This window comes from Streptomyces sp. NPDC048483 (assembly GCF_040651455.1).
Lineage (GTDB): Bacteria > Actinomycetota > Actinomycetes > Streptomycetales > Streptomycetaceae > Streptomyces.
Window position 1 is genome coordinate 39517 of record NZ_JBEZJZ010000055.1, and the last position, 13499, is coordinate 53015.

Genomic DNA, 13499 nt, shown 5'->3' on the forward strand with positions numbered 1-13499 from the left:
CGGAAAATCCCCTCCGGAGGAGAGGCCGTGCCAGAGGGCCACACCATCCACCGCCTGGCCCAGGACTACGCGGACCGCTTCCTGGGACACCAGGTCAGAACAACCAGCCCCCAGGGCAAGTTCTCCGACAGCGCGGCCCTCACCGACAACCAGGTGCTGACCCAAACCGAGGCCCACGGAAAGCACCTTTTCCTCGGCTTCGCCGGGACCGGCTGGGTCCACATCCACCTCGGCCTCTTCGGCAAACTCGGCTTCGGCACCGCCCCGGCGCCCCCCGCCACCGACACCGTCCGCCTCCGCATCGCGACCGCATCGGCGTACGCGGACCTCCGCGGCCCCACCACCTGCGTGCTGATCACCGACGCCGAGAAGCAGGCGATACACGACCGCCTGGGCCCGGACCCGCTCCGCGTCGACGACGACCACGAACGGGCCTGGAAGCGCATCACCCGCAGCCGCACCACCATCGCGGCCCTGCTCCTGGACCAGAAGATCATCGCGGGCGTGGGCAACGTCTACCGCGCCGAGGTCCTCTTCCGGCACCGCATCGACCCGTACCTCCCGGGCCGCGACCTCACCCGCCCCGCCTGGGACGCCGTCTGGCACGACCTGGTCGCCCTGATGCGCGAGGGCGTACGCAACAACCGCATCGACACCGTCCGGCCGGAACACATGCCGGAGGCGATGGGCCGTCCACCCCGGGTGGACGACCACGGCGGCGAGGTCTACGTCTACCGCCGCGCGAACCAGCGCTGCCACATCTGCACCACCGAGATCCGCACGGCAGAACTCGCCGCCCGCAACCTCTTCTGGTGCCCCGGCTGCCAGCCGGCAACGGGCACCGGCAGCCGGGCCTGACGGCCGCCGCACCCGCCCCGCCCCCAGGACACTCACCGGCCGCGCGACCGCATTTCGAACGCTGTTTCCCGGCAATTCCCGGGGCTGACGTGCGGCGAATCGACGCACCGCCGAACGGGTGGATAAGGTCCCAGAGCGATGACGAGCGGCCCGGGAACGGAACCCCTGACGGCCCGGATGCACAAAAGCATGCACCGGGCCCGCATCGGCGTGCGCAAGGCCGGGGTCGACTACTTCCGCGGCGACGGCTCCGACCGGCCCGCGCTGGCCGTCCTGCTCCTGGCCATCCCCGCCATCGCCGCGGGCACCCTCTGGCGCCCCGAATGGCTCGCCCCGACCGCCCTGGTCCTCCCGGTCATCGCCGGCGGCCTGCTGCTGCGCCCGGCCAACCTCCTCGTCCTGTACGGCGCCTCCGCGGCCGCCCTCGTCGTCGAGTCCGCACTGTTCGGCCCGTACGGCGAAGGGCCGGACCGGATCACCCCCGGCACGGTCCTGGTGGTCGCCTCGGTCGGGTTCTTCGGGCTGCTGATCGCCCAGTTCCGCAACCGGGTCGGGGTGCCCTGGCGGCGCGGCGGCACCATGCTCTTCGACCTGCGCGAGCGGATCCGCGTACAGAGCTCGCTGCCCAAACTGCCGCCGGGCTGGCACCACGAGATGGCGCTCCGCCCGGCCGGCGGCCAGTCCTTCTCCGGTGACTTCGTCGTCGCCTCCCGCACCCACGGCGGCGACATCCTCGAGGTCGTCCTCACCGACGTCTCCGGCAAGGGCATGGACGCCGCCTCCCGCGCCCTCCTCCTCTCCGGCGCCTTCGGCGGCCTCCTCGGCTCGCTCCCGCCGCACGGCTTCCTCCCCGCCGCCAACGGCTACCTTCTCCGCCAGGACTGGGACGAGGGCTTCGCCACCTCCATCCACCTCGTCCTCGACCTGGAGTCCGGCGACTACGAACTCCTCTCCGCGGGCCATCTGCCCGCCCTCCAGCTCAGCGCGGGCTCCGGCCGCTGGGAGGAGAAGTCGGGCGACGGGCCGCTGCTCGGCGTCTACGACGGTGCCCAGTTCGACCCCGTCAAGGGCACCCTGCGCCCCGGCGACGTCCTCATGCTCTTCACCGACGGCCTGGTCGAGGCCAACGACCGCGATATCGCCGAGGGCATCGACCGCCTCACCGGCGAGGCCGACCGCTATGTCACCAGCGGCTTCGCCGGCGCCGCCTGGCATCTGATCGAGGCCGTCGCCAAGGACGTCAACGACGACCGCGCCCTGCTGCTGATCTGCCGGGACGCCTGACTACCGGGACAAGGATTACGCGGCCGAAGTGGCGAAGGTCCGGGCGCTCTGCGTCGAGCACCTGGGGGAGCACCTCGGGAACCAGATGGCGGCGCTCGCCAGACCGGGCTTCGGGCTGCGCCCGGTCAAGGACGGCATCGCCCCCGCCGGGCACACCCGCTGGGGCGGCCCGGCCCTCCTGGACCCGGGTACGCCGTGGCCGGAGTGCGAGGGCGCGCCGCTGAGCCTTTTCGCCGTGCTGGACGTCGATGCGCTCGGCCCCTGGCTCGGCGACGAGCGGCCGCCCACCGGGGCCGGCCTGCTGAACGTCTTCTGCTTCGAGGACCGCCCGCAGCGCGGGGAGATGCCCGAGGCCGCCCAGGACACTCCCCTCGAGGACCCGCGCCGCTGCCGGATCGTCCCGGCCGATCCCGCACGCGCGACGGAGGTCGAAGCCCCCGCACCGGCCTCGCTGTTCCCCCGCGTGGACCTGTACGCGGTGCCGGCGGTGACCCTCCCGTCCCCCTTCTCGGTCGACTACGACCCGGTCCTGGACACCCTGGACTATTCCGAGGAGCCCGAGACGGACGACTGGCTGACGTATTACCGGTCGTCGCCCGGCTGGTCGCTGTCGGACCGCTTCGGCGAGGCATGGCGGGCGTACTGCGAGAAGGAACAGGGCCTGTACACGTACGAGGACGTCCGTTTCTCGCCCGACCAGGCTTTCGGCTGGCCCCACCTGGAGGGCTGCACCTTCCCGCTCAAGGACCTTTCGGCCGACGAGCCCTACCGCCACCTGATCACCATCGGCCACTACGACATGTGCGCCGACGGCGGCTATCTCCGCTTCGTCCTCCCGGCGAAGGCGCTGCGGGAGGGGGACTGGACGCAGACGGTGGCCCTGGTGGAGTGCTTCTAGGCGCCGGTCCGTACGGCGGATGGGCGCCTACGCGCCGGCCCGCCCCCGCGCCCGTATCGGCGGGATCCTTCTTGAACGCCCAGGCCATCTTCGGCTCCATCGCCCACCGGAACGCCCGCTGCACCGGCGGCGTGCACAGCGCCGTCACGACCGCCGCCGCGACCACGGTGACCGCGATCTCGCCGAGCGGTGTGTGCAGCCACTTGTAGTCGTCGAACCAGCCCCAGAACCGCGAGCCCTTGGCCAGGAAGCCGTGCAGCAGATAGCCGTACAGCGTGCCCGCGCCCAGCACCGTGAACCACATGGTCCGCCGGGGCACCCAGGAGTAGAAGCAGGCCGTCGTCACCAGCGAGCAGCCGAACAGGGCCAGCGTCATGACGGCGCCGATCCACCAGGTGGTGCCCAGCTCCTGCGCGCTGTCCCGGTGGTAGAACCAGGCCGAGGTCATCCGGGGCGCCGCCCAGTAGGCCATCAGCAGCGCGGCCGCAAAGATCGGCACCGACGCGATCCGCACCGCCCGCCGCTGCACCAGCTTGAAGTGCTCCGGACGCAGATTCAGCCCCAGCACGAAGAACGGCAGGAACTGCAGGACCCGCTGAAGATCCAGATCGTCACCGATGTCCGGCGACACCGACGCGGCCACGGCAATGGCCACCGCGAGCGGAATCGGCCAGCGCACGATCTTCCACAGCGGAGTGGTCAGCCGCCAGATGAACAGCGCGATCAGGAACCACGTCAGGAACCACGGATCCAGCAGGCTGATCGGATGCCCGGGATCGTCGTCCGCCCAGCGCTTGAAGAAGGCGTACGCCGTCTCGAAGAGGATGTACGGGACCAGCACGCCGGTCACCAGCCGCTGCAGCCGGTCCTTGCGCATGTCGAAGCTGCGCGAGAAGTAGCCGGAGATGATGATGAACGCCGGCATGTGGAACGTGTAGACGGTCATGTAGAGCGCCTCGGCGGCGCGGCTGCCGTCGGTCAGCGGCTCCCAGGCGTGCCCCATCGCCACCAGCACGATGGCCAGGTACTTCGCGTTGTCGAAGAACGCGTCCCGGCCGGCCTTGGGCGTGGCCTTGGGCGGCGGCGCCTGTGCCGGTCTGTCCTCCGCCGCGGCAGCCTCCGTGGCCGGAGGGAGCTCGCGTCGCGGTGTGGGGGCAGCGGGAAACATCCCAGGCACGATAGCGGCGCACGGCGAATGCGTAAAACCGCGCCAACATTATTCGGTATTTCCCCAGGTGCGGCCGCATATACGCTCCGGATAAACCCCGCAATCACCCGTGAGATTCCCCGCAGCCCTCCGCCGCGGTGCCCGGTTTTGTCCCGACTAGGCATCCCAAAACGGTTGATATACCCAGCGGACGGCCCGGCAGGAATGTCCGCTTCCTTGGTGATATGCCCGCACCGCTTGACGGGCCGTCGTGACGGACGCCACGAATTGCGAATTCACCGCACCGCTTATCGGCCGGGTGCCGCGATCGGTCCCGGAAAAATGATCAGCCCGAATTACCGGTGGCCGGTCCTGTGCCACGGCCCATGGAATTCCGGCCACCCGGCCACCATCCGGCCACCGCTCCTCTGCCGCCTGTCCGCCCCCTGGCGGAGACCCGCCCCTGCCAGGGGACGGAATCGGGCAAACCATTGGCCGATGATTCGTCACCCGCCTGCGCTGGGAAAGGAGTTGATGGCACGATGGGGCCAGGGGGTGTGCGCGGCATGCTTCCGGGCCGGTGAGGCGTTCCGACCAAGGGTGTGATCTGTTGTGGCTCTTTCACTGTCAGTGGTGCTGCTGTTGGGAATCATCCTTGTCGTACTGGTCAGACAGAAGTCGATCAAGGCGGGTCCGGCGATCGTCGCCATACTCTTCGGCTTCTTCCTCGCCTCCACGGGGATGGCGCCGTCGATCAACCGGTTCATCAACTCCCTCGCGGACACGATCAACCACATCACCTTCTAGGCGGCCCGCCTAGGTGGTGCGCCCGCCCTCGGTCCGCGCCAGCGCGTCACGTACGGCTTCCTCGCTACGGCCCACCAGGGCCGATCCGTCGTCCGCGGTGATGATCGGCCGCTGAATCAGCCGCGGATGTGCGGCCAGCGCCTCGATCCACCGTCCACGCCCGGCTTCCGTACGCTCCCAGGACGCGATTCCCAGCTCCTTGGCCTCGGCCTCCTGGGTCCGCGTGATGTCCCACGGCTCCAGGCCCAGCCGCTCCAGTACGGCGCGGAGCTCGTCCGCGGTCGGCGGCTCCTCCAGATAGCGGCGCACGGTGTACTGCGCGCCCTCCTCGTCGAGGATGCTCACCGCGGAACGGCACTTGGAACACGCGGGATTGATCCAGATCTCCATGCCGGCCAGCTTAGGCCGCGGACCCGGGTCGCGGAATGCAAAGAACCCCAGGCCACCGGGCCCGGGGTTCTTTTTCCGAGCGGGCGACGGGAATCGAACCCGCGTAGCCAGTTTGGAAGACTGGGGCTCTACCATTGAGCTACGCCCGCAAGCGCCACCGGTCACCGGACCGCGGCACGCTGTGCATCGTAGCGGGTCAGGGCGGTCCGCCGCACACCACATCTCCGCCGCATGCGGACGAGATCGGCTGTCCCGAATAACTGGCAGCCGTACGGCCTGCAGCCATGTACCCTACGTCTCGCACCGACGGGGTGTGGCGCAGCTTGGTAGCGCGTCCGCTTTGGGAGCGGAAGGTCGTCGGTTCGAATCCGGCCACCCCGACCAGCATTATTCAGCCGAACCTTCGGTCAGAACCTTCGGCCCCCTCACTCACCTCTCCTGAGGCCTCCGCGGCGGCGGGCCGGCGCCCGCCTGTCGGCGAGCCGTCCAAGATCGCGTTGTGGGCGTCATCCTCCCTGCGGTTACTATGCAAGCTGCGTGCCCGTGTGTCTCTTGTATCCGGGCGCGATCGGACGGACCCCGAATGAGCGGGCCCGGAAGATCTCAAGCAAAACCCCAGAAGTCAGCCCCAAGGAGACCGAACCGTGAAGAGCGCCGTGGAGACCCTGAACCCGACCCGGGTTCGGCTCACTGTCGAGGTGCCCTTCGAGGAGCTCAAGGACAGCCTCGACGCGGCGTACAAGAAGATCAACCAGCAGGTCACGGTGAAGGGCTTCCGCCAGGGCAAGATCCCGGCCCGCGTCATCGACCAGCGGTTCGGCCGCGGTGCCGTGCTGGAGGAGGCCGTCAACGACGCGCTCCCGAAGTTCTACACCGAGGCGGTCAACGAGGGTGAGCTGAACGTCCTCGGCCAGCCCGACGTCGACATCACCGAGCTGAAGGACGGCGAGCTGCTGGCCTTCACCGCCGAGGTCGACATCCGCCCCGCCCTCGAGATCCCGGACTACTCCGGCATCGAGGTCGAGGTCGACGCCGTCACGGTGTCCGACGAGGACGTCGACAAGTCCGTCGAGCAGCTGCGCGAGCGCTTCGCCTCGACCTCCCCGGTCGAGCGCGCCGCCCAGGACGGCGACGTCCTGACGCTGAACCTCGAGGCCAAGGTGGACGGCGAGGTCCTCGAGGACGGCGTCGCCCAGGGCGTCACCTACACCGTGGGCTCCGACGAGCTCCTCGACGGCATCGACGACGCCGTCACGGGCCTGGAGGCCGGTGGCGAGGCCACCTTCACCTCCGAGCTCAAGGGCGGCTCCGCCGAGGGCAAGGAGGCCGAGGTCAAGGTCGAGGTCACCGAGGTCAAGTCCCGCGAACTGCCCGAGCTGGACGACGAGTTCGCGCAGCTGGCCAGCGAGTTCGACACCCTCGAGGAGCTCAAGGCGGACAGCCGCAAGCGCCTCGAGCAGATGAAGAAGTACGACCAGGCCACCCAGGCGCAGGAGAAGGTCCTGGACGAGCTGCTCAAGCTCGTCGAGGTGCCGATGCCGGAGAAGCTGCTCGCGGACGAGATCCAGACCCGCAAGCACAACCTGGTCAACCACCAGCTCGCCCAGATGGGTCTCGACCTCGCCAAGTACCTGGAGATCCAGGGCAAGACCGAGGAAGAGTTCGACGCCGAGACCAAGGAGCAGGCGGAGAAGGGCATCAAGACCCAGTTCCTCCTCGACGAGCTGGTCAACAAGGAGAAGCTGAACGTCAGCCAGGAGGAGCTCACCGAGCACCTCATGCGCCGCGCGCAGTCCTCCGGCATGTCCCCCGACCAGTTCGCCCAGGCGGTCGTCGAGGGCGGCCAGGTGCCGATGCTCGTCGGTGAGGTCGCCCGCGGCAAGGCCCTCGCGGTCGTCGTCGAGGCCGCCACGGTCAAGGACAGCAACGGCGAGGTCATCGACCTGGAGGACGAGGACGAGGCCGAGGTCGCCGAGACCGTCGTCGCCGAGGCCGAGGGCACCGAGCCCGCCGCCGACGAGAAGCCCGAGGCCTGAGCTTCCGCCGTCGCACGGTAATTCCGACTACGGGCCCGAACACGCACGTCCGCGTGTTCGGGCCCGTAGCCGTACCGGACTCCTACCGAAGTCATACCGGACCGGTGAGCCTGCGCTCACAGCGAACAGTTCTCAATGCGGGATGGCGTTGTCCGACCTGCGCGTTAGGGTCCGTAGATACGAGGGCAGGGGAGTCCCTGAAACCGCGCCGGGTGCACGATACGGCGCTGATCCCCGCGCCCCGGCAGACGACGCTGAGACGGTCGCGAACCGTCCGACAACGAGCAGGTGGACACGTGACGATCCCGATGCCTTCCGCCGCCGCTGAGCCGACCTTCGGTGGCCTCGGCGACCAGGTCTACAACCGGCTGCTCGGCGAGCGGATCATCTTCCTCGGCCAGCCGGTCGACGACGACATCGCCAACAAGATCACCGCGCAGCTGCTTCTCCTGGCCGCGGACCCGGACAAGGACATCTTCCTCTACATCAACTCCCCGGGCGGCTCGATCTCGGCCGGCTTGGCGATCTACGACACCATGCAGTACATCAAGAACGACGTGGTGACGATCGCGATGGGCCTCGCCGCCTCCATGGGCCAGTTCCTGCTGAGCGCCGGCACCCCGGGCAAGCGCTTCGCGCTGCCGAACGCCGAGATCCTCATCCACCAGCCCTCGGCGGGCCTCGCCGGCTCCGCCTCGGACATCAAGATCCATGCCGAGCGGCTGCTGCACACCAAGAAGCGGATGGCCGAGCTGACCGCCTTCCACACCGGTCAGACCGTCGAGCGCATCACCCACGACTCGGACCGCGACCGCTGGTTCTCCGCCGACGAGGCCAAGGAGTACGGCCTCATCGACGACGTGATGATCTCTGCTTCCGGCGTTCCGGGCGGGGGCGGCACCGGGGCCTGAGCCCCGTACCACTCGCCCCACAGCCACCCCAGCCCACTTGATCGCCACCAGGATGGTGAACACCACGATGAACAACTTCCCCGGCAGCGCCCTCTACCAGGGCGCGGAGGCCGAGTTCTCCGGCCCGCGCGCCGAGTCCCGCTACATCGTCCCGCGCTTCGTCGAGCGCACCTCGCAGGGCGTGCGCGAGTACGACCCGTACGCGAAGCTCTTCGAGGAGCGGGTGATCTTCCTCGGCGTGCAGATCGACGACGCCTCGGCCAATGACGTCATGGCGCAGCTGCTGTGCCTGGAGTCGATGGACCCGGACCGGGACATCTCGATCTACATCAACTCGCCCGGCGGCTCCTTCACCGCGCTCACGGCCATCTACGACACCATGCAGTTCGTGAAGCCGGACATCCAGACGGTCTGCATGGGCCAGGCGGCCTCGGCCGCCGCGGTCCTGCTGGCCGCCGGCACGCCCGGCAAGCGGATGGCGCTGCCGAACGCCCGCGTGCTGATCCACCAGCCCTACAGCGAGACCGGCCGCGGTCAGGTCTCCGACCTGGAGATCGCCGCCAACGAGATCCTGCGGATGCGCTCCCAGCTCGAGGACCTGCTGGCCAAGCACTCCAGCACGCCCATCGAGAAGATCCGCGACGATATCGAACGCGACAAGATTCTGACCGCCGAGGAGTCCCTGGCGTACGGTCTGGTCGACCAGATCGTCTCGACGCGGAAGTCGTCCGTCTCGATCGGCTAGCGCTCTTCGCGCAGTGCGTCGGAGAGTCGCCCCCTTGGGCCGGACCGGGACCGAGTGAACCGAGTCGGTCCAAGGGGGGCCCGTACGGGGGGCCCGGCAAGGTACCGTCGATAGGCAAGCACCCGGGTCCGTGGAGCAATGCGGATCCCAGGCGAAGGGGAAGCACCTCGTGGCACGCATCGGTGACGGCGGCGACCTGCTCAAGTGCTCATTCTGCGGAAAGAGCCAGAAGCAGGTGAAGAAGCTCATCGCGGGACCTGGTGTGTACATCTGCGACGAGTGCATCGACCTCTGCAACGAAATCATCGAGGAGGAGCTCGCCGAGACCTCCGAGGTGCGTTGGGAGGAGCTCCCCAAGCCCCGGGAGATCTACGAGTTCCTCAATGGCTATGTGGTCGGCCAGGACCCCGCGAAGAAGGCGCTCTCGGTCGCCGTCTACAACCACTACAAGCGGGTGCAGGCGGGCGAGAACGGCGGCGGCCGCGGCGATGAGGGCATCGAGCTCGCCAAGTCCAACATCCTGCTGCTCGGCCCCACCGGCTCCGGCAAGACCCTGCTCGCGCAGACGCTCGCCCGGATGCTCAACGTCCCCTTCGCCTTCGCCGACGCCACGGCGCTGACCGAGGCCGGCTATGTCGGCGAGGACGTCGAGAACATCCTCCTCAAGCTCATTCAGGCCGCGGACTTCGACATCAAGAAGGCCGAGACCGGCATCATCTACATCGACGAGATCGACAAGGTCGCCCGCAAGAGCGAAAACCCCTCGATCACGCGCGACGTCTCCGGCGAGGGCGTCCAGCAGGCGCTGCTCAAGATCCTGGAAGGCACCACGGCCTCCGTCCCGCCCCAGGGCGGCCGGAAGCACCCCCACCAGGAATTCATCCAGATCGACACCACGAACGTCCTCTTCATCGTCGGCGGCGCCTTCGCCGGCCTGGAGAAGATCATCGAGTCCCGGTCCGGCGCCAAGGGCATCGGCTTCGGTGCCACGATCCGCTCCAAGCGCGAGATCGAGTCCAAGGACCAGCTCCAGGAGGTCATGCCGGAGGACCTGGTGAAGTTCGGGATGATCCCCGAGTTCATCGGCCGCCTCCCGGTGCTCACCTCCGTCCACAACCTCGACCGCGAGGCCCTGCTGCAGATCCTGGTCGAGCCGCGCAACGCCCTGGTCAAGCAGTACAAGCGCCTCTTCGAACTCGACGGTGTGGAGCTGGACTTCGACCGCCCCGCCCTCGAGGCCATCGCCGACCAGGCCATCCTGCGCGGCACCGGCGCCCGCGGCCTGCGCGCCATCATGGAAGAGGTCCTCTCCTCCGCGATGTACGAGGTCCCCTCCCGCAAGGACGTCGCCCGGGTCGTCATCACCGCGGATGTCGTTCACTCGAACGTGAACCCGACGCTGGTGCCGCGGAGTCGCGGGGAGTCGGGCGAGCCGCACGAGAAGAGCGCGTAGGCGCCCTGGTAGCAGATACACAACCGCCCGGCAGCTGGTGAGCTGCCGGGCGGTTGGCGGTGTTACTGGAGTGTGTCAGCGTGCTCCGCGGCGGCAGGCTTCCTCAGCGTGATGCGCCCTGACGCCCATCACCTTCAGCGACGTCTCGCAAAAAGCTGTGCCGTTCACCGTGTTTTCCGCGAGGTAGCAGGCCTTCTTCACCGACGGTCCCACCTTGTAGCCCTTGCTTGCCATGTAGACCGCACAGTCCGTGGCGTCGGCCTGGGCCGGCGTGGTGACGACCAGCGGAAGGGCGGTACCCGCCACCAGCACTCCGGTCGTTGCCGCTATACGGCGCATGGTCTTGCGCAGGAGAGTCCCCCTGAGCAGGAATCAGCTTTTCAGTCGGTCGCCGATCAAGCTACCAGCGCACGAACGCACGTTCCTCGTGTGCGTGAGGTTTCGGTTAACGGTCTGCCGGATCTCTCATTTCGGGTGCGGGACAGGCGAAAGGCCCCCGACGAATCGTCGAGGGCCTTTGGCGTCGGCGGCCGAGCGCCGCCGCGGGCCTACTCCTTGCGGACTTCCTCGCGGATCTTGGCGGTCTTCTCGGCCGCTTCCTCGCCCTCGGGCGCCTTGCCGGTGACCCCGGTGGGGCCGGTCGCCGGCATGAACACGGCCGTACCGACGGCGCTGGTGTCGCCCCAGGCGCACAGGGTCATGTCGAGGGACATTTGCACACCCTTCTCCATGCCCGAGAGCTGGTACTTCGCGCACTGCAGCGTTGCGCCGTCGAAGTCATCCGGTGAGTACGACTCCGCTTCGTCGACGGTTTTGAACGTCGTGCCGCTGGACGTCAGGTTCTTCTTCATCCGCGCTTCGGTCTCGGCGAACATCTGGTTGACGGCGCCCTCCGGATCGGCGACCTTTCCGTAGTCGCCCTCGACCCGCAGTGTCTGACCGTCGGGCTTTTTGTACGTCGCCGTCACGATCTTGCCATTGGTCAGCCCCATGGCCTTGGCCTTTTTGTTGTCGGAGACGTCGACGGGCTTGCTGGGGAGGGTGTTTTCCTTGGAGTACTCCCCGTTCAGCAGCTTGTCCGGCAGCGAGATGGTGTACGGCTTCACGTCACCGCCACCACCCGACCCGAACACGAAGTAGGCCCCCACGCCGATCGCCGCCACCACGGCCACCGCGCCGACGATGATGCCGATCTTCTTGCCGTTGCCGCCGCCCTCCGGCGGGCCCTGGGGGATGGCGCCGTAGGGGGTCTGCTGCTGGCCGTAGCCGGGCTGGGCGCCCTGCTGGGGGTAGCCGTAGCCGGGCTGGGGGGCCTGCGGCTGCTGCGGGTAGCCGTAGCCGCCCTGCTGCGGGGGCACCTGGCCGCCCTGCTGCGGGTAGCCGTAGCCGGGCTGCGGAGCCTGCGGCTGCTGCGGCTGGCCGTACGGGCCGGGCTGCTGCGGTTGCTGACCGTACGGACCGGGCGGCGGCTGGTTGTAGCTCATGGAGCGGTTCCCCTCGTAACAACTGATGGCAGCCGACCGTCGCGTGCTGCCCGCATCTGATTTTTATGCGCTGCGAACATCCTGTACGACGCCGCTGACAGCCGGTGCGCCGGGGGCGAAACCGATTCGAAGCTGCGACATACGCGCCCGTACACTGTCCGTCGTGACCGAGAACACTCAGCAGAGCAACCACAGCGCCCCCGAACTGCCGACTCAGTACACGCCGGCCGATGTAGAGGGGCCGCTGTACGAGCGCTGGGTAGAACGGGGCTACTTCGAGGCGGACGAGAAGAGCGAGAAGTCGCCGTACACGGTCGTCATTCCGCCGCCGAACGTGACCGGCAGCCTGCACCTGGGGCACGCCTTCGAGCACACCCTGATCGACGCCCTCACGCGCCGGAAGCGGATGCAGGGCTACGAGACCCTCTGGCAGCCGGGCATGGACCACGCCGGTATCGCCACGCAGAACGTCGTCGAGCGGGAGCTCGCCAAGGAGGGCCTCTCGCGGCACGACCTCGGGCGTGAGGCGTTCGTCGAGCGGGTCTGGCAGTGGAAGGGCGAGTCCGGCGGGCAGATCTCCGGCCAGATGCGGCGCCTCGGCGACGGTGTCGCCTGGTCGCGTGAGCGGTTCACCATGGACGAGGGGCTGTCCAAGGCCGTCCAGACCATCTTCAAGCGGCTCTACGACGACGAGCTGATCTACCGCGCCGAGCGCATCATCAACTGGTGCCCGCGCTGCCTGACCGCCATCTCGGACATCGAGGTGGAGTACCAGGACGACGAGGGCGAGCTCGTTTCGATCCGGTACGGCGAGGGCGATTCGTCGATCGTGGTCGCCACGACCCGCGCCGAGACGATGCTCGGCGACACCGCCGTCGCCGTCCACCCGGAGGACGAGCGCTACGCGCACCTCGTCGGCACCGAGATCGAGTTGCCGCTGACCGGCCGCCGTATCCCCGTCGTCGCGGACGAGCACGTCGACCCGGAGTTCGGTACGGGTGCGGTCAAGGTCACCCCGGCGCACGACCCCAACGACTTCGAGATCGGCCGTCGGCACGGCCTGGCCAACCTGGCCGTTCTCGACGAGCGCGGCATCATCACGGCGCACGGCCCGTTCCAGGGGCTGGACCGCTTCGAGGCCCGTTCGGCGATCGTCGGTGCGCTGCGCGCCGAGGGCCGGATCGTCGCCGAGAAGCGTCCGTACACGCACTCCGTCGGGCACTGCTCGCGCTGCAAGACCACCATCGAGCCGCGGCTGTCGATGCAGTGGTGGGTCAAGGTCGGCCCGCTGGCGAAGGCGGCGGGTGACGCGGTCCGCGAGGGCAAGGTCGCGATTCATCCCAAGGAGATGGAGTCGCGGTACTTCGGCTGGGTCGACAACCTTCACGACTGGTGCATTTCGCGCCAGTTGTGGTGGGGCCACCGGATTCCGGTCTGGTACGGGCCGAACGACGAGGTCGTCGTGGTCGGGCCCGACGACAAGGCG

The 13499-nt window shown here is 68.5% G+C and carries 13 protein-coding genes and 2 tRNA genes; 10 read left to right on the plus strand and 5 right to left on the minus strand.

The window, feature by feature from the left end; genetic code table 11:
- Nucleotides 1-27 precede the first annotated feature (27 nt).
- The 3 genes from AB0D04_RS25260 (at nt 28) to AB0D04_RS25270 (ending at nt 3040) form a co-directional block, all read left to right on the plus strand.
- Nucleotides 28-858, plus strand: coding sequence for a DNA-formamidopyrimidine glycosylase family protein (locus AB0D04_RS25260; RefSeq protein WP_362707372.1), 831 nt, complete (start codon nt 28-30; stop codon nt 856-858).
- Nucleotides 859-996: 138 nt separating this feature from the next.
- Entirely contained in the window at nt 997-2142 is a 1146-nt protein-coding gene (locus AB0D04_RS25265; protein ID WP_362707375.1) for a SpoIIE family protein phosphatase, read from the plus strand.
- Nucleotides 2143-2170: 28 nt separating this feature from the next.
- Nucleotides 2171-3040, plus strand: coding sequence for a DUF1963 domain-containing protein (locus tag AB0D04_RS25270; protein WP_362707377.1), 870 nt, complete (start codon nt 2171-2173; stop codon nt 3038-3040).
- On the opposite strand, the gene AB0D04_RS25275 is transcribed toward AB0D04_RS25270, so the two are convergent.
- Nucleotides 2922-4208, minus strand: a complete 1287-nt coding sequence (locus AB0D04_RS25275) for an acyltransferase family protein (RefSeq protein ID WP_362707380.1) — start codon at nt 4206-4208, stop codon at nt 2922-2924. The genes AB0D04_RS25270 and AB0D04_RS25275 overlap by 119 nt on opposite strands.
- A 591-nt stretch (nt 4209-4799) precedes the next feature.
- On the opposite strand from AB0D04_RS25275, the gene AB0D04_RS25280 reads away from it, so the two are divergent.
- Complete coding sequence (locus AB0D04_RS25280) at nt 4800-4994, plus strand: hypothetical protein (RefSeq protein WP_362707383.1); 195 nt, start codon at nt 4800-4802, stop codon at nt 4992-4994.
- 9 nt (nt 4995-5003) lie between these two features.
- On the opposite strand, the gene AB0D04_RS25285 is transcribed toward AB0D04_RS25280, so the two are convergent.
- Both AB0D04_RS25285 and AB0D04_RS25290 read right to left on the minus strand, forming a co-directional pair.
- On the minus strand, nt 5004-5384 hold the full coding sequence (locus AB0D04_RS25285) for an arsenate reductase family protein (protein ID WP_362707385.1): 381 nt from the start codon (nt 5382-5384) through the stop codon (nt 5004-5006).
- A gap of 78 nt (nt 5385-5462) precedes the next feature.
- Nucleotides 5463-5533: transfer RNA gene (locus tag AB0D04_RS25290), tRNA-Gly, on the minus strand.
- A gap of 158 nt (nt 5534-5691) precedes the next feature.
- On the opposite strand from AB0D04_RS25290, the gene AB0D04_RS25295 reads away from it, so the two are divergent.
- From AB0D04_RS25295 to clpX, 5 genes are all read left to right on the plus strand, one after another.
- Nucleotides 5692-5768 (plus strand) — tRNA-Pro (locus tag AB0D04_RS25295).
- A 260-nt stretch (nt 5769-6028) separates the two neighbouring features.
- Nucleotides 6029-7420, plus strand: a complete 1392-nt coding sequence (gene tig, locus AB0D04_RS25300; RefSeq protein WP_362707387.1) for a trigger factor — start codon at nt 6029-6031, stop codon at nt 7418-7420.
- 308 nt (nt 7421-7728) lie between these two features.
- The gene (locus tag AB0D04_RS25305; protein ID WP_362707408.1) at nt 7729-8331 is read left to right on the plus strand and encodes an ATP-dependent Clp protease proteolytic subunit; all 603 of its coding nucleotides are present in this window, start codon (nt 7729-7731) and stop codon (nt 8329-8331) included.
- 67 nt (nt 8332-8398) lie between these two features.
- Nucleotides 8399-9076 (plus strand): ATP-dependent Clp protease proteolytic subunit, encoded by a 678-nt coding sequence (locus AB0D04_RS25310; protein WP_362707410.1) that lies wholly within the window; start codon nt 8399-8401, stop codon nt 9074-9076.
- Between the two features lie 169 nt (nt 9077-9245).
- Nucleotides 9246-10529: an ATP-dependent Clp protease ATP-binding subunit ClpX gene (gene clpX / locus AB0D04_RS25315; RefSeq protein WP_362707390.1), complete on the plus strand. Its 1284-nt coding sequence runs from the start codon at nt 9246-9248 to the stop codon at nt 10527-10529.
- Nucleotides 10530-10604: 75 nt separating this feature from the next.
- On the opposite strand, the gene AB0D04_RS25320 is transcribed toward clpX, so the two are convergent.
- Nucleotides 10605-10835 (minus strand): hypothetical protein, encoded by a 231-nt coding sequence (locus AB0D04_RS25320; RefSeq protein WP_362707393.1) that lies wholly within the window; start codon nt 10833-10835, stop codon nt 10605-10607.
- A gap of 242 nt (nt 10836-11077) precedes the next feature.
- Nucleotides 11078-12013, minus strand: coding sequence for a hypothetical protein (locus tag AB0D04_RS25325; protein ID WP_362707395.1), 936 nt, complete (start codon nt 12011-12013; stop codon nt 11078-11080).
- A 163-nt stretch (nt 12014-12176) separates the two neighbouring features.
- Between AB0D04_RS25325 and valS the strand changes: the two genes are divergently transcribed.
- Nucleotides 12177-13499: valine--tRNA ligase (gene valS, locus AB0D04_RS25330; RefSeq protein ID WP_362707397.1), on the plus strand; the 1323-nt coding region annotated here is incomplete at its 3' end.

Coding starts and splice junctions, on each gene's coding strand:
- AB0D04_RS25265 (WP_362707375.1), top strand. CDS start 997: ATGACGAGCGGCCCGGGAACGGAACCCCTGACGGCCCGGATGCACAAA.
- AB0D04_RS25275 (WP_362707380.1), bottom strand. CDS start 4,208: ATGTTTCCCGCTGCCCCCACACCGCGACGCGAGCTCCCTCCGGCCACG.
- AB0D04_RS25285 (WP_362707385.1), bottom strand. CDS start 5,384: ATGGAGATCTGGATCAATCCCGCGTGTTCCAAGTGCCGTTCCGCGGTG.
- AB0D04_RS25305 (WP_362707408.1), top strand. CDS start 7,729: ATGCCTTCCGCCGCCGCTGAGCCGACCTTCGGTGGCCTCGGCGACCAG.
- AB0D04_RS25310 (WP_362707410.1), top strand. CDS start 8,399: ATGAACAACTTCCCCGGCAGCGCCCTCTACCAGGGCGCGGAGGCCGAG.
- AB0D04_RS25325 (WP_362707395.1), bottom strand. CDS start 12,013: ATGAGCTACAACCAGCCGCCGCCCGGTCCGTACGGTCAGCAACCGCAG.